At 36.0% G+C, this 26,098-nt stretch carries 26 protein-coding genes; 8 read left to right on the top strand and 18 right to left on the bottom strand.

The genetic code is table 11. The features are described 5' to 3' along the window. Position 1: 1 nt before the first annotated feature. From MKX67_RS04320 to MKX67_RS04295, 6 genes are read right to left on the bottom strand one after another with little or no spacing between them, the layout of a single operon-like run. The gene (locus MKX67_RS04320) at positions 2-610 is read right to left on the bottom strand and encodes a hypothetical protein (RefSeq protein ID WP_095370501.1); all 609 of its coding nucleotides are present in this window, start codon (positions 608-610) and stop codon (positions 2-4) included. Further along, a complete protein-coding gene (locus tag MKX67_RS04315; protein ID WP_342488908.1) occupies positions 607-1,242 on the bottom strand; it encodes a phosphate starvation-inducible protein PhoH in 636 nt (211 codons plus the stop codon). The genes MKX67_RS04320 and MKX67_RS04315 overlap by 4 nt, the downstream gene beginning before the upstream one ends. 3 nt (positions 1,243-1,245) lie before the next feature. After that, complete coding sequence (locus MKX67_RS04310) at positions 1,246-2,040, bottom strand: ABC transporter ATP-binding protein (protein ID WP_328198443.1); 795 nt, start codon at positions 2,038-2,040, stop codon at positions 1,246-1,248. Continuing rightward, the gene (locus tag MKX67_RS04305) at positions 2,037-3,725 is read right to left on the bottom strand and encodes a dipeptide/oligopeptide/nickel ABC transporter permease/ATP-binding protein (RefSeq protein WP_342488907.1); all 1,689 of its coding nucleotides are present in this window, start codon (positions 3,723-3,725) and stop codon (positions 2,037-2,039) included. The genes MKX67_RS04310 and MKX67_RS04305 overlap by 4 nt, the downstream gene beginning before the upstream one ends. Beyond that, positions 3,718-4,731 carry an ABC transporter permease gene (locus tag MKX67_RS04300; protein ID WP_342488906.1) on the bottom strand — a complete coding sequence of 338 codons (1,014 nt, stop codon included), beginning with the start codon at positions 4,729-4,731 and terminating at the stop codon, positions 3,718-3,720. Before MKX67_RS04300 ends, MKX67_RS04305 begins: the two co-directional genes overlap by 8 nt. Before the next feature lie 15 nt (positions 4,732-4,746). Next, the gene (locus tag MKX67_RS04295; protein WP_328198440.1) at positions 4,747-6,393 is read right to left on the bottom strand and encodes an ABC transporter substrate-binding protein; all 1,647 of its coding nucleotides are present in this window, start codon (positions 6,391-6,393) and stop codon (positions 4,747-4,749) included. Positions 6,394-7,040: 647 nt separating this feature from the next. Between MKX67_RS04295 and MKX67_RS04290 the strand changes: the two genes are divergently transcribed. After that, complete coding sequence (locus tag MKX67_RS04290; protein WP_095370505.1) at positions 7,041-7,346, top strand: antibiotic biosynthesis monooxygenase; 306 nt, start codon at positions 7,041-7,043, stop codon at positions 7,344-7,346. An 89-nt stretch (positions 7,347-7,435) separates the two neighbouring features. On the opposite strand, the gene MKX67_RS04285 is transcribed toward MKX67_RS04290, so the two are convergent. Together MKX67_RS04285 and MKX67_RS04280 are read right to left on the bottom strand one after the other, a co-directional pair. Further along, complete coding sequence (locus tag MKX67_RS04285) at positions 7,436-8,929, bottom strand: FAD-dependent monooxygenase (protein ID WP_342488905.1); 1,494 nt, start codon at positions 8,927-8,929, stop codon at positions 7,436-7,438. Positions 8,930-8,947: 18 nt separating this feature from the next. Continuing rightward, positions 8,948-10,108 carry an ABC transporter permease gene (locus tag MKX67_RS04280; RefSeq protein WP_307315371.1) on the bottom strand — a complete coding sequence of 387 codons (1,161 nt, stop codon included), beginning with the start codon at positions 10,106-10,108 and terminating at the stop codon, positions 8,948-8,950. Positions 10,109-10,267: 159 nt separating this feature from the next. Here MKX67_RS04280 and MKX67_RS04275 point away from each other — a divergent pair, with 159 nt between their 5' ends. Then, positions 10,268-10,882 (top strand): TetR/AcrR family transcriptional regulator, encoded by a 615-nt coding sequence (locus tag MKX67_RS04275; protein ID WP_095370507.1) that lies wholly within the window; start codon positions 10,268-10,270, stop codon positions 10,880-10,882. An 80-nt stretch (positions 10,883-10,962) separates the two neighbouring features. After that, positions 10,963-11,094 (top strand): hypothetical protein, encoded by a 132-nt coding sequence (locus MKX67_RS04270; RefSeq protein WP_267892255.1) that lies wholly within the window; start codon positions 10,963-10,965, stop codon positions 11,092-11,094. A gap of 10 nt (positions 11,095-11,104) precedes the next feature. On the opposite strand, the gene MKX67_RS04265 is transcribed toward MKX67_RS04270, so the two are convergent. Continuing rightward, entirely contained in the window at positions 11,105-11,950 is an 846-nt protein-coding gene (locus MKX67_RS04265) for a GNAT family N-acetyltransferase (RefSeq protein ID WP_342488904.1), read from the bottom strand. A 1-nt stretch (position 11,951) separates the two neighbouring features. After that, the gene (locus MKX67_RS04260; RefSeq protein ID WP_322910110.1) at positions 11,952-12,500 is read right to left on the bottom strand and encodes a GNAT family protein; all 549 of its coding nucleotides are present in this window, start codon (positions 12,498-12,500) and stop codon (positions 11,952-11,954) included. 697 nt (positions 12,501-13,197) lie between these two features. Here MKX67_RS04260 and MKX67_RS04255 point away from each other — a divergent pair. Both MKX67_RS04255 and MKX67_RS04250 read left to right on the top strand, forming a co-directional pair. Next, positions 13,198-14,118, top strand: coding sequence for a hypothetical protein (locus MKX67_RS04255; RefSeq protein WP_342488903.1), 921 nt, complete (start codon positions 13,198-13,200; stop codon positions 14,116-14,118). Then, positions 14,115-14,558: a hypothetical protein gene (locus tag MKX67_RS04250; protein WP_342488902.1), complete on the top strand. Its 444-nt coding sequence runs from the start codon at positions 14,115-14,117 to the stop codon at positions 14,556-14,558. The genes MKX67_RS04255 and MKX67_RS04250 overlap by 4 nt, the downstream gene beginning before the upstream one ends. Positions 14,559-14,704: 146 nt before the next feature. Here the strand turns inward: MKX67_RS04250 and MKX67_RS04245 are convergent, their stop codons facing one another. The 4 genes from MKX67_RS04245 to MKX67_RS04230 all read right to left on the bottom strand — a co-directional run bounded on the left by MKX67_RS04245 (position 14,705) and on the right by MKX67_RS04230 (position 16,124). Further along, the gene (locus MKX67_RS04245) at positions 14,705-15,079 is read right to left on the bottom strand and encodes a permease (protein WP_307314954.1); all 375 of its coding nucleotides are present in this window, start codon (positions 15,077-15,079) and stop codon (positions 14,705-14,707) included. Between the two features lies 1 nt (position 15,080). Then, the gene (locus MKX67_RS04240) at positions 15,081-15,293 is read right to left on the bottom strand and encodes a helix-turn-helix transcriptional regulator (protein ID WP_095370514.1); all 213 of its coding nucleotides are present in this window, start codon (positions 15,291-15,293) and stop codon (positions 15,081-15,083) included. A 120-nt stretch (positions 15,294-15,413) separates the two neighbouring features. Next, positions 15,414-15,641, bottom strand: a complete 228-nt coding sequence (locus MKX67_RS04235) for a helix-turn-helix transcriptional regulator (RefSeq protein WP_095370515.1) — start codon at positions 15,639-15,641, stop codon at positions 15,414-15,416. A gap of 9 nt (positions 15,642-15,650) precedes the next feature. Continuing rightward, positions 15,651-16,124, bottom strand: coding sequence for a DUF2975 domain-containing protein (locus tag MKX67_RS04230; RefSeq protein WP_095370516.1), 474 nt, complete (start codon positions 16,122-16,124; stop codon positions 15,651-15,653). A gap of 419 nt (positions 16,125-16,543) precedes the next feature. Here MKX67_RS04230 and MKX67_RS04225 point away from each other — a divergent pair. Continuing rightward, positions 16,544-17,892, top strand: a protein-coding gene (locus tag MKX67_RS04225; protein ID WP_224935613.1) for an IS3 family transposase whose coding sequence is annotated in 2 segments (ribosomal slippage) — positions 16,544-16,988 and positions 16,988-17,892 — 1,350 coding nt in all. Because the reading frame shifts where the segments join, the coding sequence is not laid out codon by codon here. Positions 17,893-18,239: 347 nt separating this feature from the next. On the opposite strand, the gene MKX67_RS04220 is transcribed toward MKX67_RS04225, so the two are convergent. Continuing rightward, positions 18,240-19,532, bottom strand: coding sequence for an acyl-CoA thioesterase/bile acid-CoA:amino acid N-acyltransferase family protein (locus tag MKX67_RS04220; protein ID WP_341054334.1), 1,293 nt, complete (start codon positions 19,530-19,532; stop codon positions 18,240-18,242). Between the two features lie 674 nt (positions 19,533-20,206). On the opposite strand from MKX67_RS04220, the gene MKX67_RS04215 reads away from it, so the two are divergent. Both MKX67_RS04215 and MKX67_RS04210 read left to right on the top strand, forming a co-directional pair. After that, positions 20,207-23,116 (top strand): ATP-binding protein, encoded by a 2,910-nt coding sequence (locus MKX67_RS04215; protein WP_342488901.1) that lies wholly within the window; start codon positions 20,207-20,209, stop codon positions 23,114-23,116. A gap of 218 nt (positions 23,117-23,334) precedes the next feature. After that, positions 23,335-24,450, top strand: a complete 1,116-nt coding sequence (locus tag MKX67_RS04210) for a response regulator (protein WP_342488900.1) — start codon at positions 23,335-23,337, stop codon at positions 24,448-24,450. Between the two features lie 14 nt (positions 24,451-24,464). Here the strand turns inward: MKX67_RS04210 and MKX67_RS04205 are convergent, their stop codons facing one another. The 3 genes from MKX67_RS04205 to MKX67_RS04195 all read right to left on the bottom strand — a co-directional run bounded on the left by MKX67_RS04205 (position 24,465) and on the right by MKX67_RS04195 (position 26,079). Then, the gene (locus MKX67_RS04205) at positions 24,465-24,596 is read right to left on the bottom strand and encodes an anti-repressor SinI family protein (protein ID WP_341054327.1); all 132 of its coding nucleotides are present in this window, start codon (positions 24,594-24,596) and stop codon (positions 24,465-24,467) included. Between the two features lie 324 nt (positions 24,597-24,920). After that, the gene (locus MKX67_RS04200; RefSeq protein ID WP_341054326.1) at positions 24,921-25,724 is read right to left on the bottom strand and encodes a nucleotidyltransferase; all 804 of its coding nucleotides are present in this window, start codon (positions 25,722-25,724) and stop codon (positions 24,921-24,923) included. 205 nt (positions 25,725-25,929) lie between these two features. After that, the gene (locus MKX67_RS04195; RefSeq protein WP_341049924.1) at positions 25,930-26,079 is read right to left on the bottom strand and encodes a hypothetical protein; all 150 of its coding nucleotides are present in this window, start codon (positions 26,077-26,079) and stop codon (positions 25,930-25,932) included. Positions 26,080-26,098 lie beyond the last annotated feature (19 nt).

Below are 26,098 nucleotides of genomic sequence, written 5' to 3'. Positions count from 1 at the left end.
ATTAAATCTTACCTTCCTCAAGCCAAGGAAGAAATCCCCTTAAAAACCGTTCTGTTGCCGGCATAAAATAAGAACCGTAATGATAATCAGGATCGAGCGTCGTATTAATCCATGTTCCTTTCGAACTTACTTTATCAATATAAAATACCGCTCCACCATCTTCTGTCGCTACTAATACTTCACTGCCTTCGGGTGGCCAGTACACACCGTGTTGATGCCATGTTGCATCAGATAATGTTAAATAATTTTTGAATAGATCATGGTTTTCTCCTGCTAATACAAGACCGCTTTTCGCATCTTTCTCTAACCACCACCAAAAATTCGTAATTCGGAATTCCCAATCATGTTTAGGTAACCAATCAAAGCCTTGCGGACCAAACGTCACAACAATCCCACCATTATCTGCATAGGCATGAATTTTCTCGACATTTTCCTTTAAGAGTCCTAAATGCGTTTGTGATGGAATGAGCAAAACATCGATTTCTTCAAACGATGCCTCTGCTAATTCTCTAATAGGGATTAATTGATGGAAATGTTTAGCGAACTCAGACGTTTTGTATGTGCGGTGGTGCTGCGAACTTCCTCCGTAAACAACAGCAATCTTTCTCATGATTGTACCCCCTGAATTGTTTTACTATATTCCTCTTCTACCCATTTTCTTAATTGCGGAGAAATGCGTGACGTAGTTTTCTCTAGATCATTACTTCCCATATAGCCGAATAAATCAAAGCCTACATGAACAAGAATCGTCCCGTTTGTACTTTGTCGATCGATATATGTAATCGGTTCTTTTCCATCCAATGTAAGAAGCACCTCTGCCCCTTCTGGTAACGGATGATGACCGCGAGCAAAAAATCCAGCAACTCCTTTATTAAAAGTCATATCATCCTCTAGTACTCCTTCAAAAATTGGGTGAGCTGATTCAATATTGACTGCATAATCTTGAAAACTCTTAATCTCCTTCGGCACAAACGGGCGACCGCCTGGTAACCAATCCGTGACTAGATTGCCTGAGAATATGACAATTTTCCCCTCATCTAAAAATGATGAAATTATGTCCTTATGCTCTAATAAAAAGTCCTGATCACACATACCCCCAATAACTAAACATGCATAAGGAGTGAAGTCTGTATATGGTAACTGGTAAATATCTACATGTGTAAAGCCAGTTGAATCTTGATTTTCTAAACGAGTTTGGGCAAAAACACCACCAGCGTTTAATGAGATAAATTGAATAGTCATTTTTTAACCTCCATGATTTTCTAGTATTAATAAGGCTTCTATTAAAGTTTTCGTATAAGGATGTACTGGATTCATAATGACATCTAACGTTTCTCCAGTTTCAACGATTTCTCCATTTTTTAGAACAATCAATCGATCGCAAAAGTCACGTGTTAACGCAATATCATGTGTAATAAATAAATAGGATGTACCTTCTTGTTGATTCATCCTTTTCATTAACCTAATTAAATCCAGGCGTAAAGATGTATCTAGCATAGAGGTCGGCTCGTCAGCTAATATCAGTTTCGGTTTACACACAAATGCTCTTGCTAACCCCACTCTTTGTCTTTCTCCACCGGATAATTCATGTGGATAACGATTCATATAATAGTCTGGGTCGAGATTCACACTACGAAGGGCCTCTTTAACTAATTGGGTTCTTTGCTCAAGATTGCCCTTTTCAATTTGTAAAATATGTAGGGACTCTCCAACAATCTCATGAATCTTCATTCGGCTCGACAATGCCTCATATGGATCTTGAAAGACCATTTGAATATCTTTCGCTAATTGACGACGTACTTTCGTCTTCATTTTAGTTAGGTCATCACCAGCAAAAAGGATTTCTCCACTATCTGCTGTTTCTAAGCCACTTATTATACGACCAATCGTGCTCTTGCCTGCCCCACTTGCACCAATTAAACCGACAATTTCCCCTTCCTTCATGGAAAAAGAGACATTGGATAATACTTTCGTTTGCAAAGAAGATGAACGATAGAATGATTTCTTTAAAGAATTAATGCGTAATAAATCCGCACTCATCGGCTCACCTCCACTGTTTCTTTCTTCGGATATAGCGTTGGTATACTATCGATTAACACTCTCGTATAAGGGATCGTGGATAACTTAGACAACTCAACAGATGGCCCCTCTTCTACCTTTCGCCCTTCCTTCATAATCATAAGTCGATCCGTCACGCTCAAAACGGAAGGAAGGTCATGGGAGATATAAATCATTGAAATACCTAACTCTTTTTGTAGTTTGCGTAATAATTGCACAATCTCCACCTGGACAATGACATCAAGTCCTGTTGTTGGTTCATCTGCAATAACGAGTTTGGGCTTATTAATTAAAGCCATCGCGATGATTACTCTCTGCTTCATTCCACCTGATAATTCATGCGGATAGGCTAAGCGCCATTTCTCATCCAAACCAACCTGTTGTAACACTTCAATAACACGCACATCCATTTCTTTGTTACTTAATTGATAATGGGCTCTGACGGCTTCTTGCAACTGCTTATCAATACGAATAACCGGATTTAGTGCATTCATGGCCGCTTGTGCAATATAGCCAATCTCCTTCCCTCGTATTTGTCTAAGCCCTTCATCATCAAAATGCTGTATGAGGTTACCTTCAAAGTAAATCTCACCTGACTCTTTCGCCGGTCTCTTTAATTGTTGAATAATCGCTGTAGCAATGGTTGACTTGCCACTTCCTGACTCACCAACAATACCTAGCACTTCACCATTTTTAACTACGAAACTAACATCATCAACAACAGAGCGATAATCACCTGATTTTGGATATGCAACTGTAAGACTCTCAACAGACAGCAGAATACCTTTTGAAGATTTATGTTCTTTTGTTTTGACAGGTTGTTTCTTCCTTTTTTCTCTTACAGAATAATCGCCTAAACGTGGATTGAATCTTTCTTCTAAGTAGTAGCCCATCAATGAAAAGGCTAAAACAACAATCACGATACATACGCCTGGAGGAATAATCCACCACACCCAAGCTTCTGTTAAAAAAGCACTTCGGCTATTCGCATAAAATAAAATACTTCCCCAACTCTTTGTTAACGGATCACCCATTCCTAAAAAGCTTAAAGACGATTCCATTAAAATAGCTGCATTCACTCCTGTTACGAACTGAGGGATAAAAATTGGTACCACGCCAGGTAAAATATGTTTATAAAATATATAAAAGTGGCTTGCGCCCATTGTTTTTGCTGCTAAAACAGGGCCAGTATGTTTGATAGAAAGGGTTTGTGCGCGAATTTGTCTCGCTTTACCTGCCCACATAACTAATGTAATAACAAACACTAAAGTAAAAATCCCAGCTCCCATATAAACTGCTACAACAATCATTAATGGCAGGAAAGGTAAGGTAAGAACGATATCTATTACTCGTAATACTACTGTTTCAAATCTACCGCCTATATATCCAGCTAACACACCTATTAAACCACCGATAAAAACTGCTAGAATAGCAGAGGCAATACCAATAAAGAGCGAAGTCCTAGCGCCAACAGCCAACTCCGCCAATATATCTTGCCCCATATCATTTGTACCTAATAAATGTTCAAGATTAGGAGATTGAAAGGGAGGTCCAGATGCTTTATAGGCATCGTAAGGAATAAGCATAGGTCCAAAAAGGGCAAATACCAACATGGCTGAGAATAAAACTAAACCCGTTAAGCCAATCCACTTTGTTGTTTTACGCATGAGTGATCTCCTCTCCCTTCTCTTCCTTCCTATTCCGCACACGCGGATCAAATAATGGATACGTTAAATCGGCAATTAAATTGGCCAATATGACACCCATTGTCACAAGTAAAAAGACACCTTGTAGCATAGGGAAGTCTCTAGCCGTTACGCTTTCATACAACAAGCGGCCAATCCCAGGGTATGAATAGACCGTTTCAATGACAACCGCTCCACCAAGTAGTGTTCCCACACTTAATGTGAAATGGGTGTAAATTGGTAACAAAGCATTTCTTAATGCATGCTTAAACACAAGTGCTCGTTTCTTAATTCCCTTCGCTTCAGCCACGGTCATATAATCTTGCCCTAATGATTCCAACATACTGGAGCGAGTGAGTAAATAATTAGAGCCGACTGTAGCTAACGTAATCGTAATCACTGGTAATATGGCATGGCTGACGACATCCTTGATATAACCCCAAGTGGTACCATCCTGTACCATTGAAACCGCTCCGAAAGTAGGAAACCAACCAAGCTGGACAGCGAATATCGATAGAAACATCATCCCGATCCAAAATCCAGGAATAGATTCCAATGTCAGCATGCCGGTTAATATGGTTAAATCACGTTTCTTCCCTCGGTTCCATGCCGAATATGCTCCCGCACTTACACCAATTACAAGACTAAGAATTAAAGCCGTCCCTACTAACAATAATGTCCATGGAATACGTTCTGCTAACACTTCTGTTACCGCGACACCATATTTTATTGAAGTGCCAAAATCTAAAGTGAAAACGCCTTTTAAGTACGTCCAATATTGCTCCCATAAAGAACCACCGAGGCCCAATGAATGTAGGGCCTCTTGTTTTTGTTCTGCTGTTAATTCATTGATTGTTGTTTCACCAAAGAAATATAATAACGGGTCACCCGGAGCGAGACGTGGCAAAGCAAAATTTATCGTTAAAGTAACAAATATCACTAATATATATTGACCTATTTTGTTTTTCACCTTCGCCAAATGCTTCATTTCTATCTAACTTCCTTACTCTACTACTTGCACTGGTGTAGTGGAGGAAACTTTACGTGCTTCTTCTGGTAAAAAGCTGAATTTATTTATAATACCAAAGCCTAAAGACTCAACATATTGATCATATACATCGGCGTTATACGCATAGATTTCTTCTGGATAATAAAGGGCAATCGCAGTTGGTTGCTCATTATATAGTGTTTGCATATCAAAAGAGATTGCTTTACGATCTTCGATTGTAGTCGCGTTCATCCAGTTCGATACTAACTCATCCATTTCTGGATAAGGTAGATCTTTTGTCCAAAGATAAGAAGATCGATGAGACATAATGAACTGATCCGGGTCAGCTACACCATGAGGACCAATTAAACTTACATAAGAATCAAAGTCATCTTCAGATACAGCCGCTGTATAAGTTGTTGGATCCATTGTTTTCACTTCGAACTGAATACCGATTTCTTTCATTTGAGTTTGTAACATTTCTGCTGTACGGATATATAATGGCTCTGCAGAAGAAACACTAATATCAAGTTTTAAGTTTTCTCCTTCTGGTGTTTCACGATAGCCATCATTATTGCTATCTTCATATCCAAGTTCATCTAGCATGTTGTTAGCTTCTTCTACATTGAATGGTGTTGATAATTCGGGATTTGTCCATGGTGAATCTGGATGCGGATACCCTTTTTCACCCGCTCTTCCTTGTCCTAAAAGAACTGTACTGACAATACTCTCACGATCAATGCCAAGAGAGATTGCTTGACGGAACTCCTCTGAGTTAAATGGTTCCATCTCATAATTCAATCCAAATTGTACGATTGATAGCGGCGATGTACTTGCCAACTTCATAGAGTCTGTTTTTTGTAAAGTTTCTTGTAATTCAGCTGGTACAGTTCTTGTCGTTGTATCAATCTCACCAGATGTCAAAGCATTGAACATCGCTGTTGAATCTTTAATGATTGGCATACTCAACTTGTTCACAGTCGGTGCACCCATAAAATAATCAGTATTTGCCTCGAATTGATAGTATTGATCTGGTTCATATGCCGTTAATTTGAAAGGGCCTGTTCCAATAGCTAAATCCGTATGTTTGCGTGGATTCTCAACATTTTCCCAAATATGTTTTGGTAAGATTGGTAAGTCGGCAAATGTGATGGTTGCCATTGAAGGACAAGCATAAGCGCATTTGAATTCTAATGTTTCCCCATCATCTAAAATCTCAATAGTATCAACCTTTGGCACTTCACTTACATGGTGCGTGTGACGGTTTGGTGGTCCATCACGGTAGTACTCATATGTAAACTTCACATCTTCAGCCGTAAAGTCTTCTCCATCATGCCACTTAATACCAGAACGAATTTTGACACGCCAAGTTGTATCATCTAACTGCTCTGCTGATTCTGCTAACCATGGTTGTGGCTCATCTACATAAGGGGATGGAGAAAATAATTTATCGTACACAAGATCTGTTAACCAATCCATGTTTCCTGTATAAATATTCAAGGGACCTACATCACTTGGGACCCCGATTTTCAATTCCTCTACTTCTACATTATTTTTATCCTCGCTACTAGCCTTTCCTTCAGATGATGACTCACTAGAGCTGCATCCAGCGATAATCATTAGTACAGCAAGACTAATAAGACCTAATACTTTCTTAAACATCCTCCCTATTTCCCCTCTCTTTTATATAAAATATATTAATATCATTTTTCAATAAGTAGATTATCATAGTTGAGAAAGATTATCAATATCATTTAAATGGAATAATATTCAATAAACCTTTTAAATATAGAGTTTTATTGACTTTGTTTTAGAAAAATATTCTCAGTCTATTCTCAACTGGAAATTTTATCATTATAATTTTTTGGTTAATATTCAAAATATTGTTAAAACTATTTAGAGAAGGAATTCTTATTGAAGGAATCTAGGGGGAATTTGCTTGAAGTAGCGGTGCATTGCAATAGTGGATTGTCCTATGATTATAAAAGGAAAGTTTTTTGATTAGTGGATAAACCTGATACTGAAACTCTTTATCATAATCAAGGATTCAAGTTCCTCTTTTTAATTGTCTAACTTCTTATTAGCTTCGATTTTTCCTTTTACGTTGCTCATCCTCTCCTTTCCTTGCTTATTAGTTCTTAATCTGTTTCATTTTCTGAAAGAATACCCCATTGGCTCCGATTCTTTTTTACCTACATAAACCTCAGGAATTCCCAAAGATAAATACAAATATATTTCCAATCTTTTCAAGGGTTTTGTTTTATGAAGGCAGAACTATATGAAGTATGAGACGATTAGGAGGGATATACATGAACCAGTATAGCCAATTTACGAAATTTATGACGAAAGATAACCAAGGTGATGTATTAGTTAATCTTCTATTACAAGCATCTGAAGAAATGGAACGCCATCAGCCTTGTCAAATTTATCTTATTAATACGGCAAAAAAAGAAGAAAATATCGTTTATGTATATGAAGTGTGGTCGAGTAAAGAGGCCCACGAAGAGTCACTTACACTAGAGGTTTTTCAAAACCTAATTAAGCGAGCGAAGCCAATTATTGTAAATATAGAAGTGGTCAGCACTTTTGAATTTGTTGCTGGAAAAGGGGTATAACAATGATATAACAAAACTCACTATAGCCCCTCACCTTTTAAAAGCGTTAGGGGCTATACTATTTTCAATAAAAACTTTACCTCGAGGAATCAGATTCTCACATGCCATTTTTTAACGTATGCGTTGATTTCATTGACTCCCTCTTCACAAGCTACTGCCACATGACCATCAGGACGAATCAGAAGGATTGTCCCCTCTTTTATACCGGCTTTTTCCACAATCTTTGAATATGGAAAAAAAGTAATAGGTATATCAACAGACTTTGTGTTAAATATTACATCTCCATATACATGAATTTGCCAGTTAAAAGAATGTAACAGATCATAGTTAGTACCAGTAGTAAATGCCACCCATGGTAGGCGGTCCCCAGCAGCTACTTTTCCAATTTTGCCAGTTGAAAGCATAGAATCACGATAATGAATCCGTATTTGTGAAACCACTTTGAATAACATATTTCTAACAGTAGTAAACTTCGTTAATTTAGGAATGAGCGTAGGTAGCACAATACTTCGTATCATCTGATTCCACCTGCCTTTTCCGACCATGATGGAGAATAAGCGGTCAGTGGTTGAGACTAATGTTTTCGCAAAAGCCATTCTCTCCTCTTCATACGAGTCAAGAACAGACGAATCCATTCTTCCATCAATGACAGCACCCAATTTCCATGAAAGATTGATCGCATCACCAATACCTGTGTTCATCCCCTGTCCACCTGCGGGGCTATGAACATGACCGGCATCACCAGCAATAAATATCCTCCCTTTACGAAAATGCTCACTCATACGATGATGGACTTTGTAAGTGGAAAACCAGTTTACTTTTGTTATCACCATAGACAATTTTTCTTGTAAATACGGAGCTATATCGGAAAATTGTAATCCGTCCTTCTCTTTCAATAGTTCTGGGACAATACCAATTAAACGAAATGAACCGGTGGTACGAATAGGAAAAATAATACAAAATCCTTCGTCAAATAATCGCATCTGAAAACCGTTTATTTCATTTGATTCACAATAGACATCTGCCACATAAAAGAGTTGTTCATAGGAACCTCCAATAAAATCAAAACCTAAAGCCTTTCGCACTGTACTATGCGAGCCATCACAACCGCAAACATATTGAAACACTTCATCTGACTTCTGTCCTTCCTTATTCAGAAGAGTACATACCTCATTTTCACCATCCGTGAAAGATTCTAGTTTGGTTTGCCATTCTACTTCCACACCATGTTCAGCAAGTAACTCAATGAGTACCTTTTCATGTTCATCTTGCGGCAAGCTTAAAATATATGGAAAGGGGCTTTGCCCTTCCCCCATGTTTTCCACATTTAATTTTGCTTTACGTTTGAAATTTTCGAAGAATTGTAAATGTTTAATTTTAATTCCTCTATCAATAACATTATCAGCAATACCAAGTTGTTCGTAAAATTCAAGAATCCTTGCCTGAACGACCATTGCTCTCGATTCCTCACCAGGGCCCTTATTCTTATCGATAATTTTACATGGAATGTTTTGTTTAGTAAGGCCTAATGCTAAAGCTAACCCGGTCGGACCTGCGCCTACAATTAACACTTGATTATTCACAAGTACTCCCTCATCTCACTATTTTTTGGGCTTCAACTTTAGTGCTGTTAAGAAAATCACTATTATACTGACTAAACCAATCCAAAACTGGACGGAAATCAAATCCCATGAGAACGATTGCCCAAAATAGAATAACTCCCTCAATCCTTCTACTAGAAATCTCATTGGTAACCAAGAATAGATCCAAGTTTGATGGAATGAAGACATCATCTCAGGGGCCATAGATAATAATGGGGCGCCAAAGAATAATAGAAGCGCGAAAATAGCAATACCCTTAATGCCTAACAAAGATAAAACAGCTAAGATCATTAAAAAGAAACAGAAGGATGTAGCTGATAAAAATAACGCCGTGTCCATAAATGATGGAATGTTCATACCAACTAAGTCTTCCGCTAACCATGGCAGACCAAATCCAATGATTAAAGAAGCAAACAGACCAATTACAATTTGGCCCACTTTTATAGTAATATTTTCTTTACGTGAATGTACGGTCATTTTGTTCACAGCAATAAACAAAATTGCTGCAATTGCCATGACTGCAATCCAAAGTGGCTGGAATAAAGAGACTGGTGCATTACCATTTGCGCTGTTTTCTCCAACCGCATTCACGTTCTGATGATTCACTGCAATCGGTTCAGCTAACACCTCTGCTTGTGAAACAGAAACAGCTGTATCTGCCGTTTTTAACTCCGCAAAAATTTGCGCACGTAACTGCTGATTTAATTGATCAACCATTTGATTAAGCATTTGATTAGCCATAGAGGAGGCAGCGGCATTCATCCCTTGATTAATGATGATATCGATTTCAGGATTTGCTGGATGATTTGTTTTTAATGAAGCTTGTTTTTCACTGAAATCTTTTGGTATGACAAGAGCAGCATAATATTCTTGGTTATCGAGACCTTCTACTACTTTTTCCTTGTTCTTAACCTCGACCCACTTCACTGCAGCTTCATCATCATCTGTACTACTACCCGCTTCCCTGATGTTTTCAACCATCGTCTCCCCTATATTGATAGATCCTTGATTATTTACTTCCATCCCTTCATCCTCATTGACTATCGCAACAGGTAAGTTTTCAGGTGTGGGATTAACTGTTGGAAATAACGTCAGTGAAAAGATAAACATTATAACAAATGCGAGAATGGGTGTAGCCAATGTTAATTTATCTTTAAAAATTTTCATATGGTCGCCTTCCTTTTTAAGATATAATATTAAACAACACGTTGTTGGTTATAATTATAAATATCAAGAGGTTGGCCATTCAATAATCAAAAAGAGAGAATCTGTTCTTTATGGAACCTATTCTTATAATCTGTCGCTTATGGAGGGATTTTTTTGACAAACAAGAATCAAGATTTACGGGTAACACGCACAAGACAAGCTATTCGAAAAGCAATCGCGGAATTAATTGAAGAAAAGGGTTTTGAAGCAGTAACAGTGAAAGATATTACAACAAGAGCCGGAATCAATAGAGGAACCTTTTATGCACATTATGAGGATAAATACGATTTGATGAATAAATGTCAGGAAGAAATTATGCTTGGATTATCTGAGATTGCTCAGAAAAACATCCCTAAAGTATATGAACAAGTCAATCAATACCCTGGTGGTTCGTTTTCACTAATCATAGGTATTTTCCAATACATTGAACACCATAAAGACTTTCTGAAAGCCATTTTAGGACCAAAAGGTGATCTTTCTTTCCAAACAAAGGTAAAAAAATTTATGTTCAAAAAGCTATTCGATGACCCCAATGGGCCACTGATTAAAGAAGATCAACTACTTGTTCCAAGAGAATACTTAATATCTTATATCGCTTCAGCACATATTGGTGTCCTGCAACAATGGTTACTTGGGGATAAGAATGAAACACCTGAAGAAATAGCTCATATATTATCCACCATTACCCTGAATGGACCATTCTATGCTGCTGGGATTAAAAAGCAATAACTCCTTACAAACCCTACCTTTTTCACTATATATCTAAACCTGTCCCATTATAAAATAGGTGTAAAAAAGGAGCAATCCATATGTTCATTGCCGTAATAGGGTTTATCTTTGTCATGGCTACTTTATTTTCTATAGAACGTAAATTAGCTAAATCTAATGAATTGCATGAAGAAATGATTGCGTTATTGAAGGAAAAGGAAAAGAAAGAATAACCTAAATTATTTATCCAAAAGCCTGCGAGGCAATGGCAAATAGTTGATCCGTTCTTGTTGGTATCTTATTTGAATGTAACATCATCATTGGTGGCTCATTAATCAACTCAAAACCGGCTGCTACTAGCAATTCCTGCAGCTCGTTTTGTTGTGATAAAATATCTATCCTTACGCCATTTCCTTCTCTTTTCTTAAGCTGACTGATGATTTGAAATGCTGAGTGGGTATCTGGTGCAACGATTGGGCCAAGAATCGTATAAACTGGACCAAAAATTGAAAGACCGTACCCGGTTATCTTTCCTTCCTTACTTTTAAGGATTAAGCAATCTTTACTTTGTCTAATTCTCTCCGAGAGGAACTGTGTTCGATGAGCACCAAAGGCTTTCTCATCTAGGGCAACCACTTCTTGAAAATCCTTTTGCTGAAATGGCACCACTTGTGGCGAGGATATAAGCTTATGATTGTTTAAAAAATGAGTTGGCGCAATCAATTTCTTTACTGCCCCTGCCATGTGGAAACCGATTTTTTCATACACCGGCCGCCCATTGGCAGTTGCGATTAATTGAATGATTGTTTGCTCATCTACTTGGCCAATACATTCCTTCATTAAGGCCCTTGCTAACCCCTTTCCTCGGTACTCCTCATGAACAATCACCATACCAATCGAAGCAGCCTTCTCCCCGTATGGAATAATTGCTGCAGACGACACTACCTCATTAGCTTCATTTTTATGTCCAAAAACCTTACTTGAATTTAAAATAGTCGTTACTTCAGCTTGATCATAATCCCAGCCAACAGATTGTGATAGTCGAATGATGCCATCAATGTCTTGGTGGGTCAACATTTGTAGTTTCATATTATCTTGTCATCCATTCATTTTTTAATAAGGAAAAAATACAAGCATCATGTGACTCTCCATTCTGATAGAGATATTGTCTCAGTATGCCTTCTTGCTGAAATCTGAAACGATTAAGCAATTCAATCGAAGCTTTATTTTGAGGAAAAGTAATTGCACCAACACGATTTAATTGTAATGTTTCAAATGTGTATTGTAATACCTTTTCTAGAGTCTCACTTGCTATCCCTTTTCTCCAAAAATCTGGATGGAGCTCATAACCGATTTCTGCTCTAGACTGACCTCTATTCAATAAGTTAAGGCCAACTGTACCAATTAGTTTCTCAGAATCTTTCAGTACGATTGCCCATCTGATTCCCCGCTGCTTCTGAAAAGTCTCCTTCATGAGTTTAATCATATTTACTGCTTGGTTATAATCCGTCAAAGTATCCATACCATAATATCTCGTCACTTTTTCATTCGATAAAACCGCATAATATTCCCAAGCATATACTTCTTTTACTTCTAATAATTTTAAACGACTTGTTTCTAATTCAGGAAAACCTTCCATTACCATACCACCTTTAATTAAAGGTTAGACCTAACATAGAACCGAAAAGTAAACCGCATGTGTTGAAACTTGAGCCTTTGGCGTTAATAACGACCCATCCTGTATTAATCCGTTTGCGATAAATTTCGTTTCATTAAACACATCAGAATTTTCTAGATATTCAAGCGGTAAACCGACTATATAATTTCTCCGCTTCAGCCCACCTGCCGATGCCAATAAATGAGGAGAACTTGAAATGCTCCCAATTTTATAGTCATGTTTAAAAAGCTTGTTTTAATCAATTGTAGTAACCGCTCTTCTTCTAAAACAATAGATATATCCAGAACACAGACTAATCCAGCTTCACCTCGAACCGGTTCCTCGCTCACTCCCACAGTAATAATCTGTTTATTTCCTTGCATTAACACAGATTGTACCACACTTAATTCGTATTCACTGAACTGCGGATACCATACAATCGCTGTTTTTTCATTCTTACCTCCAGTTGATATCGAATAATAATATAATAGTACACTATGAAAATGATTGTGGCTCCAATTTCTAAAAATCTTTTATCGCTGCTAATTATCTAATTGATCTATTTCATCCATTTAAGGTTTTCATTGAGCATTTAGAAGGCAGTCACACTTCTTTAGTTCGAAACAAGTTGAGAAAAGGAACTGACCGCTTCGCAAATGAAGTTTGCGAGTCTCTCAAGGTGAGAAAAGAGAATGAGCGCTTCGCAAATGAAGTTTGTGAGTCTCTCAGTAAGAGAAAAGGAACTGAGCGCTTCACAAATGAGGTTTGCGAGTCTCTCAAGGTGAGAAAAGAGAATGAGCGCCTCGCAAATGAAGTTTGTGAGTCTCTCAGTAAGAGAAAAGGAACTGAGCGCCTCGCAAATGAAGTTTGTGAGTCACTTAAGATGAGAAAAGAGAATGAGCGCTTCGCAAATGAAGTTTGCGAGTCTCTCAGTAAGAGAAAAGGAACTGACCGCTTCGCAAATGAGGTTTGCGAGTCTCTCAAGGTGAGAAAAGAAACTGAGCGCTTCGCAAATGAGGTTTGCGAGTCTCTCAAGGTGAGAAAAGAGAATGAGCGCCTCGCAAATGAAGTTTGTGAGTCTCTCAGTAAGAGAAAAGGAACTGAGCGCCTCGTAAATGAAGTTTGTGAGTCACTTAAGATGAGAAAAGAGAATGAGCGCTTCGCAAATGAAGTTTGCGAGTCTCTCAGTAAGAGAAAAGGAACTGACCGCTTCGCAAATGAGGTTTGCGAGTCTCTCAAGATGAGAAAAGAGAATGAGCGCTTCGCAAATGAGGTTTGTGAGTCTCTCAAGATGAGAAAAGAGAATGAGCGCCTCGCAAATGAGGTTTGCGAGTCTCTCAAGATGAGAAAAGAGAATGAGCGCTTCGCAAATGAGGTTTGTGAGGCGCTCAAGGTGAGAAAAGAGAATGAGCGCTTCGCAAATGAAGTTTGTGAGTCTCTCAGTAAGAGAAAAGGAACTGAGCGCCTCGCAAATGAAGTTTGCGAGTCTCTCAAGGTGAGAAAAGAGAATGAGCGCTTCGCAAATAAGTTTGTGAGGCGCTCAGTAAGAGAAAAGGAACTGAGTGCCTCGCAAATGAAGTTTGTGAGGCACTCAAGATGAGAAAAGAGAATGAGCGCTTCGCAAATGAGGTTTGTGAGTCTCTCAAGATGAGAAAAGAGAATGAACGCTTCGCAAATGAGGTTTGCGAGTCTCTCAGTAGGAGAAAAGAAACTGAGCGCTTCGCAAATGAGGTTTGCGAGTCTCTCAAGGTGAGAAAAGAGAATGAGCGCCTCGCAAATGAAGTTTGTGAGTCTCTCAGTAAGAGAAAAGGAACTGAGCGCCTCGCAAATGAAGTTTGTGAGTCACTTAAGATGAGAAAAGAGAATGAGCGCCTCGCAAATGAAGTTTGCGAGTCTCTCAGTAAGAGAAAAGGAACTGACCGCTTCGCAAATGAGGTTTGCGAGTCTCTCAAGGTGAGAAAAGAAAATGAGCGCCTCGCAAATGAGGTTTGTGACTCACTTAAGAACAAAGGAAGCAACAAGAACAAAAACAACAGCTAATAATAAACCGAATTTCACCCATCCCCTCTTCGTTAATTTCTTTTGCTCGTTTTTATCTTTTCTAATTAAAAATGCAATTGAGAGGAAAGCAATCATAAAGACGAGAAACGGGAAAAAGACATTCATCGTTTCACCACTTTCATTGATTAATAGATTTTTGCAAAAATAACAAAGCTTAGAAAAACGGTGATAATCATTAGGGCACCTAGCAAGTTTAACAATTGTATGGCTGTTATACTGATGACACTGAATTGCAATAATCCGCTAAAAACAAAATAGTATAGCAAAAGAGCGATAAAAGAAGCTGATAACCCCTTTGTCCGGATTAAACGCATTCGTTCATCCTTTTGCTTCCATTCTGGATATAAATAACCTAAACAATAGCACATAATTGCGATCGCAAGGGGCATCAAGAAAGTCATGGTCAGTTCTGTCGCTAAAATCGATACAGTCAGTAAAAATAGCGAAATGATGAGATGAAAAGATCCAATAACAATAAATATTCTTCTTGAACCTTCCATTTTACTCCTCTCCTTTCAATGGCTTTTCATATATAAAAATATCTTCTATCTTTGCTTGAAATAAATGAGCAATTTCAAAGGCGAGTGGTAAGGAGGGGTTATATTTTCCTTTTTCAATTGAAATAATTGTTTGCCTTGAAACGCCTAAAGTGGAAGCTAAACGATCTTGGGAATAACCAAACTCTTTTCTATAGTGCATTAAACGATTCTCCATATGTACCACTCCTAATTATAGCCATTTTATAGTAAAGCTAACTTAACGTCAAGGTAACTTTACATTTTCTTATTTTAAAAAAACGACTTTCCTTAAGAAAAGTCGCTTGTGATAGTGGAGTTATGTAGCAGAATCGGTCTGTTTATCTTCTTGATATTCAAGTATATCACCAGGCTGGCAATCTAATGCTTTACAAATTGCTTCTAACGTGGAGAACCTTACTGCTTTTGCTTTACTATTTTTTAGAATGGACAAATTCGCCATCGTGATGCCTACTCGTTCTGATAATTCTGTTACACTCATTTTTCTTTTTGCTAACATTACATCGATATTGACGATAATGGCCACATTCTCACCTCAGATGGTCAAATCATTTTCTGACTTTATTTTTAATACATTATATAAAAGTTCTTGAAGGACTGCGGAAAAAATCGAAAGAATCGTTGTTACAAATATAATAGCAAATCCCATCAAAGCCACTCCTGGATGAAGGGCATCTTGCGTAAATAAAAATATCATACCAATTAGATAGATTACACTAATACTAGCACAGGAATATTTAATAGCTCTTAGTGCAGCTACGGAATGCTCAGAAAAACTTTCATTAACACTAATATATCTTAACAGCTTAGATCCTTGATACAAAGTAAAATAGAACGGGATTGCAGTTAGGTACATTCCAAATAATACGGGATATTTTAAATAAGCATATGCTGGATTCAGCTCTGCTGTTTCTTTTGCTAAAAAAGGCAAGCCGATGCAGATCCCTAACACAATCAAGCCAAGAATCACAATCACCACTTTTAAAAAGAGCACTTTCCCTTGTCTCATAAACACACCTCACTAATTCTAATTATGCCTATCTTACCTTATTATTTATTGAAAAACAATAAATTTTTATTCCTTACCGTCCTATGTTTTTGGAATATGAAATAGCTAAACATGAATATCCACTATTGCAAGCAAAAGTATTCAATGTATCGAGATAATAAAGTTGTTTAAATTTGAGTTACAAGGATAAGGGGGTTGGGACATAAGTATTCTAGCTAAGGATTATCCGAATAACTAGTAGTATCCAACATCTAATCACTCAGGTTTTTGTAATTTATCCTTTTATGTGAAGTAATAGTGGAATGAAACGGAAGGCACTCGACTCCTGCGGGAAGTAGAGGGAGAGCTTGAGGCCCCGCAGGCATGAACTGCACCCCAATTGTTAGACACTATCTACAACTATTGGAGGTGCAGTTTTTTTGTCCAAATTTACTGCGGAAATGAAGCTACAAGCCGTGACTCGCTATTTAAGCGGAAAAGAAAGTTACAGAGAAATTGGAGAATCTATTGGAATAGATCACAAATCGATTGTTAAATGGGTAAGACAATACAACTACAATGGTGCAGAGGCATTGGTGAAACGTTGTACAAGTTATACACAAATGTTTAAACTAGAAGTACTACAATATATGACTGAAAATGGTACTTCTCTATGTGAAACGGCAGCTATTTTTAATATCCCAGCGCATTCCACTCTAGCTGTATGGAAAAGAAAGTTTGAAACACAAGGGATAGATGCCCTTCAGTCACAGGAACAGGGGCGTCTATCCATGAAAAAAGATTCAAATAAACAAAGTTCTACTGACCGTTCTTTTGAAGCACTAGAAAATCGAATAAAACAACTGGAAATGGAAAATGAGTATTTAAAAAAGTTGAATGCCTTAGTTCAAAACAAGGAAAAATCACCAAACAAGACAAAGCACAAGTAGTCTATGAGTTAAGGCATAAGTATTCGGTGAAGTCACTCGTAAAACTCGCTGGCATTCCACGCAGCACCTATTATAATTTAGTAAAACGAATGAATCGACTTGATCCAGACACCGATATAAAAGGAGAAATCCAAGCCATTTATGAAGAACATGAAGGTCGTTACGGTTACCGTCGTATTCGGGATGAGCTAGTGAATCGTGGGAAAAAAGTAAATCATAAGAAGGTTCAACGAATCATGAAAGAGCTGGGTTTAAGATGCCTAGTGCGGATGAAAAGGTATAAATCTTATAAAGGCACAGTCGGTAAAATAGCGCCAAATCATTTAGACCGTCAATTTAGTGCGGACGCACCGAATGAAAAATGGGTAACAGATATTACAGAATTCAAGCTATTTGGTGAAAAGCTGTATCTATCGCCTGTATTAGATTTATTTAATGGTGAAATTATTACGTATACCATCGGTTCTCGACCAACGTATTCATTAGTTTCGGACATGTTAGAAAAAGCATTAGAATCCTTACCAGAAAGGCATCAATTACTCATGCATTCCGACCAAGGATGGCATTATCAAATGAACCAATATCGCAACTTGCTTCAAGCAAAAGGGGTTAAACAGAGTATGTCACGTAAAGGTAACTGTTACGATAACTCTGTAATGGAAAACTTCTTTGGGATACTGAAGTCAGAATTGCTTTATTTTAAGGAATTTGAAAGTGTGAACCACTTTAAACTAGAATTAGAAAAATATATAGAATACTATAATAGGAAACGGTTAAAGGGAAAATTGAAAATGAGTCCGGTACAATACCGAACTCATTTTGAACAAGTTGCCTCATGAAATAACTGTGTCTAACTTTTAGGGGTCACTACAGCAATGCTGAGGAGGCTCAACACCTCCAGTCTCTGTAGCACAATGGAACGTATTTTTTGCAAATGATGTCTTATAGACCATAATTATTGTTCGTTTTTGAGGTTAGCTCATTTCGTTATGTCCCAGCCCCTTGTTAAAGTTTTTTTCTGTTTATATAATCCTTAAAAAATGAGTAAATAAACTCTTTTTTGTTTTTATACTCTTTCACCCTATCATTTTATAACGCAACCAATCATGATGGTGTGACTTTCTTTTATGTCTGGATTATTAGCATCAAGGTTTTTCTAAACTTCTGGTCACTAAAGTATATCGTATTAAACGTCTTTAGACTCATTGAGAAAATCTAATATTTTTCTCCAAGAATCTTTTGCGGCTGCTGCATTGGTTGATTTAGTACCACCAAAAGTCATTGTCATGCCTCCCCCAACGTTCATTAATACATTGGCAGGAAGGTTGACGAAGCTGTACGGAAAAGATATAAAGTGGCCTGCACCCTTATAATACAAATAACGATTCTGACTAGAATTATTTTTAGCGTGCTTTAACTTCTCTTCCATCATTTTTACATACCTTGCTGATGGCCATAGTTGATCATCTTCCCCTGAAATGAACATTACAGGGGCTTTTATATTCTCAACGGGAATTCTTGATTCCCTAATCCCACCCTCTTCATTCAACGTATTATCCCAAATCGAAAGATAGGAAATGGGTTGTTTTAATATCCAGTTTTTAAGTAAAGTGAACATGGTGGAAAAGCGATATTTAAACCTTATATATGGTAATGGCCGTTTTTCCATTGTCCATGAGGGTATCGGTGCAAAAATCCCATTTTTCATACCCGCAGTTACATAAGCACTAGGTGCACATGCAATGACTGATTTGTAGTAATCAAATGTAGCTCCCAAGAGTAAGGCAAGTTCACCACCTCTCGAATAACCAATTAAGCTTACCTTTCCCTTCACAAAAGGGTGTTCTTGCAGCCAAATAGTTGCTTTTTGAAAGTACTCTAATGGGATATGTTCTAGGTCCTTCGGTACACCTACTTCCCCAAAATAAGACAAGGCTAATGTTATATAACCTTTTGAAGCTAATAAAGCAGCTGCATGTTCCTTCGATCCACCATCGGAACCACTTAATATAATAATAGCAGGATATTTTCCTTGTGATTCAGGACGAAATAACGTTCCTTTAACTTCTTCAAACTGGATATCTTCTTTTTTTATGCCAGATTTATAAAAATATCGGAAAATAGTTAATGAATCTACCTCTTCCCCATTTACTATTAAAAACAAATTGATCGTAACTTTATCCATGTTGCTTTTCTCATAATAATCATCCAATTTTGAATCAGCGTGTTTCATAGACCAAAACAAACCAGAACCATCCACTTCATTATATGTCCCTTCCATTGGCTTCTGAGAATTTACGTCGATATCACCTTCATTATTAGCTACAAATCTAGCATACGAATAAAACATTTTTCCTTTTTCATCATATGTTATTGCTTTTATAAGGACTTCTGCATCGGCCGAACACCCAGTTACTTTAATCATTACATCTTCATCAATATACGAATCAATTGGGCTAATTTGCAAAGCTGGTCCCATGTAATCCCCTCACTTCACTTTATTAGACTAAGATTTCAAAAGAACACTTCCAAAACAATTTACAGCCTCGTATGTTCGAGAGCGTTCATTCTTAATAGATGAACAATAAACCAAATATTCTTCTAATCTGACACCTATCAAAACCCTCAGTGGCATCCCCTATAGCAGTAGTGTTTCATAGTTGATTTATTACACCTTATAAGTCTTTATTCCTCAATTGTGGTTTAAATGACAGTAATAATTAATAACCTTCGAAATTTTCATTAAATATTATCTGCGTTTTCAAAATTATACAACAACTAAATTACTACAATTAAATCCAAAATAATGATTTACTTCATTAAAGAATTGTATGATAATAATTGGAAAAAAACTCTATAAATGGATATAGCATATTTTGGTTAAATCTTAGAATATCGTAATAATTTTTTCAAATCTCATTATCTATAGATTGATAGATTCATTTTAATAAATTTTCTGTGTGAAGGATGAAACAAATGAAGATACTAACAAAGAGGAAATGGATTTTTATTATTTTTTTTCTCATAGTTATTACAATTATCCGCGTGTCTTGGATGAACTTCATAGAGAAATTAGATTATCCATCGGCTCCTACTGCAAAACAAGGGGAATTAGATTTACGGAGTTGGGATTTCTCGAGTAAACAAACATTTATGTTAAATGGAGAATGGGAATTCTATCCACATTCTCTCGCAACATCAAACTCACTTCCCGAACATAATAAAAAATATCTGCGCATTCCTTCCATTAGTTCCTGGGATGGATCATTTGAAGGGAAGGATGACTTCCGGTATGGCACATATAGGTTAAAAATTTTGATTAATGATACGGATATTCCTACTCTTGGATTACGGCTAAATTCTGTCAAAGATGCAACATTAATCTATGTGAATGGACAACTTATAGGGGGCTCAGGGACCCCAGCTATAAAAGAAAATCAGCATGAAGCAGATACAATACCTTATTCCGTTAGTTTTGACACAGATAAGAGTGAAATTGAATTGCTGATTCATGTATCGAGTAATCTTAAAGAAGCAGGAATTTTAAAACCCATTCGTTTGGGAACGATTGATGCCATTAACCACCGAGTTTACATTTCAAACAATTTACAATTATTGCTTTGTGTTGTTTTAACTTTACATCTAATATATGGAATCATTTTATTCTTTATTGGATCAACTCAAAGAAAAGTGATGGTTTATTTTTCGCTATTATTATTTTCTGCGGTTATTAGTGTATTAGCATCCGATGATAGATTGTTATTTACATGGTTGAGTATCGATTATGAACTTCAGGTAAAAATCACCTTTTTATCATATATTGGTATTGCGGCTTTTATTCCGCCCTTTATTCACAATCTATTTCCTAACCCGAGAAATAAACGAATGATAAGATACTTTTCTTTATATTGTATGTTGGATATAGGCTTTGTCTTAATTTCATCATCCAAGGACATTATTAATCTAATCCAGATTGTACTTGGTAGTGTGCTAATAATATCTGTAATGATATCCATCAATATCCTTCGAAAGTTTATAAATGAAATAGAAGGAATCATCTTCATTATCATAGGTTGTTTAAGTATAGCTGTTAATTTAATATGGACAAGTAATTTGAGCGATGCTTCCATTGATGTGATGCATTATCCTTTTGATCTTATTTTTGCAATATTATCTTTTACGGCATTTTGGTTTAAACGTTTTTTTATCGCTACATCAGATGCAAAAAAACTGGCTGAGCAATTACAGCTGGAAGATCAACGGAAAGATGATTTCTTAATTAAAACTTCTCATGAGTTAAGGAACCCATTACATGGAATTATGAATATGATTCAAACAATACTTGATGATAAAGATAAACCACCTAGTAACGAGCACAAAAAACATTTAAGTATAGCCATTGACATAAGTAAGAGGCTCTCCCTACTTTTGAATGATCTACTTGATGTCACTCGTTTAAAACAAAAAACAATTCAACTAAATATGAACAGAGTTAATTTGCAAGTCGTAACAGCAGGGGTCATTGATATGTTGAAATTCCTTGGAGATAAAAAACCGGTTAAATTTAAAATCGAAATATCAAACACATTCCCTCCAGTCCTAGCAGATGAGAATAGACTCATACAAATCTTGTTCAATTTATTACATAATGCTTTGAAATTCACCGATGAAGGTACCATTATAATTCGTGCTTCAAGAATAAATGGAATGGCTCATATTGAAATTGAAGATACGGGAGTAGGAATGAATCCTGAAGAAATAGAGAGAATTTTTAAGCCTTTTGAACAAGCTAGTGAGAATAATAGAACGGATAGTAGTGGCATAGGTATTGGTCTTAGTATTTGTAAGGAATTAGTTAAACTGCACAATGGAGATTTATCCTTAAAATCAACTTCAGAAAAAGGCTCTATTTTTACATTTTCTCTTCCCATACTAAATAAGAGTGTAGAAGCAGAAGGCACTTCTCCGTCAAAGATAGAGAATCAAATGATGGATAAAGTTGCTGCAACTATCGAACATGTTCATCCAGATCAATTTTGTGATTTAAAAGATATTCATCTGAATAAAAGAATGAAGATACTAGCAGTCGATGATGACCCCATTAATTTATATGTTCTACAAAATGTTTTAAAAAATGATGGTTATGAAATAACCACAGTATCAAACGGTTTTCAAGCAGTAGCTAAACTTGAAATTGAATCCTATGACCTGGTCATTTCCGATGTAATGATGCCTCAAATGTCTGGTTATGAACTTACCAAAATTATTAGAAACCGTTTTAGCTTAATTGAACTTCCTGTACTTTTATTAACTGCTAGAACACGGTCTGAAGATATCTTGACAGGGTTACAATCAGGAGCAAATGATTATATAACAAAACCAGTTGATAGTTGGGAGTTAAAAGCAAGAGTGAGGGCTTTATCGGAATTAAAATTGACTTTTGAAGAAAGGCTACGTATGGAGGGAGCTTGGTTACAATCCCAAATCCAACCTCATTTTATATTTAACACTTTAAACTCAATTGCAGCCCTTAGTATGATGGATACACCAAGAATGCAACTACTACTTGAAGAGTTTAGCAATTATTTACGCCTAAGTTTTGACTTTAAAAATACTGAACCTACTGTTCCACTTGATTATGAGCTTTCCCTTGTTCGTTCTTATATTTATATCGAAAATGAAAGATTTAGCAACCGTCTAACGGTTGTTTGGGAAATAGATGACCCTATTGATATACATGTACCGCCACTTTCTATCCAAACACTTGTGGAGAACGCTGTGAAACATGGCATCCTCAAAAAAACAAGTGGAGGTACGATTCGTATACAAATAAGAAAACAGAATACTTTTACTACTATCTCTATAATTGATAATGGCCAAGGGTTACCTGAAGATAAACTTCAAGATATTTTTAATCAAAAAGATGATTACTCAAAAGAACAGGGCATCGGCTTACTTAATACAGACCGTAGATTAAGACAACTATATGGAAAAGGGCTAGTATTGAAAAGTAAAACTGGTCAAGGAACCGTTGTTAGTTTTTCTATTCCTAATAATGAGTAGTTTGATTTTAACTACTTTATAAAAATCAATGATTCTACTGAAGCAAAGTAACCTAGATTACAATTACTAAGTTAAGTATTTTATTCTTAATCCTATAACACAAATACTCTAGGTCCACTCGGGAGAATGAAAGTTTCAATTAGTTGCAAACGCCTTAGTTATCCCTATTTTTCGTTCATTGTATAATATCACCAATAATTTTTCAAAGGAGTCGTTAGATGATTAAAGCCATTTTAGTAGATGATGAGAAGCTTTCTCTTGATTTATTAACTAAACAATTGCATGCATTTCCGGAAATTGAAATTGTTAAGGCTTATTCGTATCAGACAAATATTCTAGAAGATATAAAACAAGAAATGATAGATGTTGCTTTTTTAGATATCGAGTTAACTGAAGGCAACGGCTTAGATTTAGCTGAATCTATTTTATCGATTAATGAATCCATATTTATTGTTTTTGTTACAGCCCATGCCCAGCATGCTGTCAAAGCATTTGAAATCAATTCTATTGATTATTTATTGAAACCTGTTATGCCCAAAAGATTAAAAACGACGGTTGACAGATTAATAGAAAAAATCAAGAAAAATAGAAAGGATGAAGCTCCAAAAGAAAAAATACCACTTTATATTCAATGCTTCGGCGAGTTTAACGTTTTTCTAAATAAAGAGCCACTTCAATTTAAAACATCTAAAGTAAAGGAATTATTTGCATTCCTCTTTACTTATATGGATACATACGTCCACCGAGATCATCTAATTGAAAACATATGGCCAAATCAGGATAGTAAAAAAGCCAAGATAAACCTTCATACATGTCTAACATACTTAAGAAAAATGTTAAACACTCTTGGTTATTCAAATTGCATTAAGTTTGCCAATCAGAGCTATATCTTATCCATTCCGAATATCCATTCAGATTTAAAAATATTTAATGAGGCTATACATAGTTTCAAAAAGAATGATATTAAATCCATTAGTAGTGCAGAAGAAGCAATAAGTCAATATACCGGTTCATACATGCAATGGAATTATTACGATTGGGCAAATGATATCGCACAGGAAAAACTTACTATTACTATGTATTTGTTAGACAGTATTATTGAGTATTATTACATTAACCATACAGATAAAGCCCTGTTTTACCTTAGCTTGCAACGCAAATTGAATCCATATATGGATAAAAATATTCAGCAAACCATGAACCTTTTAATAAAAAGAGGAAATCGGAATGAAGCGATCATATTATATAAAAATTATAAAGCCTTACTCTCTACCGATCTAAATATAGACCCGGACCCAATTTTAATTAATTTATATCAAGAAATTAATAAATAAGAAAAGTCGATTATTTACTTGGCTTCAGTCTTGGCCGTTTTTAAAAATGTCTTTACTTCATCTATCGTTAAACCAATCTCTTTCGCTTTTAATATTAGATGAACCCATTCAGCGTCTAATTGTTTGTCATCCTTGCACATACTCATTATACCGTTCACCCACTTCATAATTTTTTGTTTATATCCTTTATATAATCATTCTCTTAAAACTCTCTTAAATTTTTAAAAACTTGGAGTGAAAATAAGCATTTAATGAAGTGAATAGTATAGGTAAAATAAAAGAAGTGAACAGAGCCTGCAAATAAGGCCTTCTTCACTTCTTCTTTTATTTCACCCTTAAATCATATTTAATCAGAAACCAAATTGATTCAATAGTAAGGATAAATATGATATAAGTAAGAGTGTGATTTAGTTTGATTTAGTTTAATCATTAAAAAAAAGAGCTCCCTAATGTTTAGGAAGCTCACTAAATTAATCTATTAAAAGTGTATGAAGCTGGGATAGTAGTCGTTGTTCAATTCCTACTGTATACTCTTTTGATAAGTCTACGTGTAAACTCTCGGCTAATACAATTGAATTAGTATATGCTTGTTTTATACTTTTCTCATTAAGATTAGCAGTAATCGCCCTAAATTTTTCATATGAACGTTTACTCAAGTCTTTTTCAAGATTTTTAGTGGCATTTAGCCAACGTTCTACAGTATCTTCTTGTATTCTCATGAGTTGTAAAATTTGTTTTTGAACACCATTGAGAATTTCTAGTGATCGAGCATATTCCCCTCTTTTTAGCACATTAATACCGAATATCCAATAATTAACAAAACTATTAAAAGCAAAATTTATATTTTCATCTGTTTTTCTTATTGGATCGTCTTCATTAAGGTATTCTAAAAGAGGAAACAGTTTATTGGTGCTATCATAAATAAACATTTTCTCTGGATTTGGAAATACCCCTGTAGGTTTAAAGTCTTTAATGACACCCATCTTTTGTTCAGGTAGAAAGTGAAATTCTCCACGCACAAGGTTACTAAATATAGCTACTTGTGTACCATATTCATTGAAGAATATTAGTTCGACTGGAAATAATTCTTTAATCCAAGTATTTGAATCAAAATTAGCGTTCATGTGATTTTTAATGAAGATATAAAACTCAACATCAGAATATTGATCACCTTCACCTTTGGTAAAAGAGCCGTACATCAGTGCAGAAGCTATATGATTGTCTAACTCACATTTATTTTTAACACGCTCAATTAATTTTTTTTGAAATAACATATAAACCCCTCTATCTATTGTTTATTTTTCAATTTAAGATAGAGTGTTCTTTCACAACTGGAAAACATGCACAACACATAAGTAATGCTCCTTCCATCCTTAAAATCAATTTAATAATAGCATTTATACATTAAAACATCACTACCTGCCTCGTAAGTGTATAGATACATGCGTTTTGACACCAGAACCCCAATTAGCACTTACGTTAATCATTCATTTTTTTAAAGCGCGGCTTAATGAAATATAAACCAATAAAAAAGAATGCAAGCCCAAGCATCAAGCCCCAAAAATGCTTATCTAAGAATGCAAATAGGCCTACACTGAATGCTCCAAGCAAAAACATAATTTTCATCATTCTTATCACCCTAACTGTT

The sequence above is a fragment of the Cytobacillus sp. FSL W7-1323 genome (genome assembly GCF_038595015.1).
Classification (GTDB): Bacteria; Bacillota; Bacilli; order Bacillales; family Cytobacillaceae; genus Cytobacillus; species Cytobacillus kochii.
This window is presented reverse-complemented; position numbering and strand designations above follow the sequence as displayed.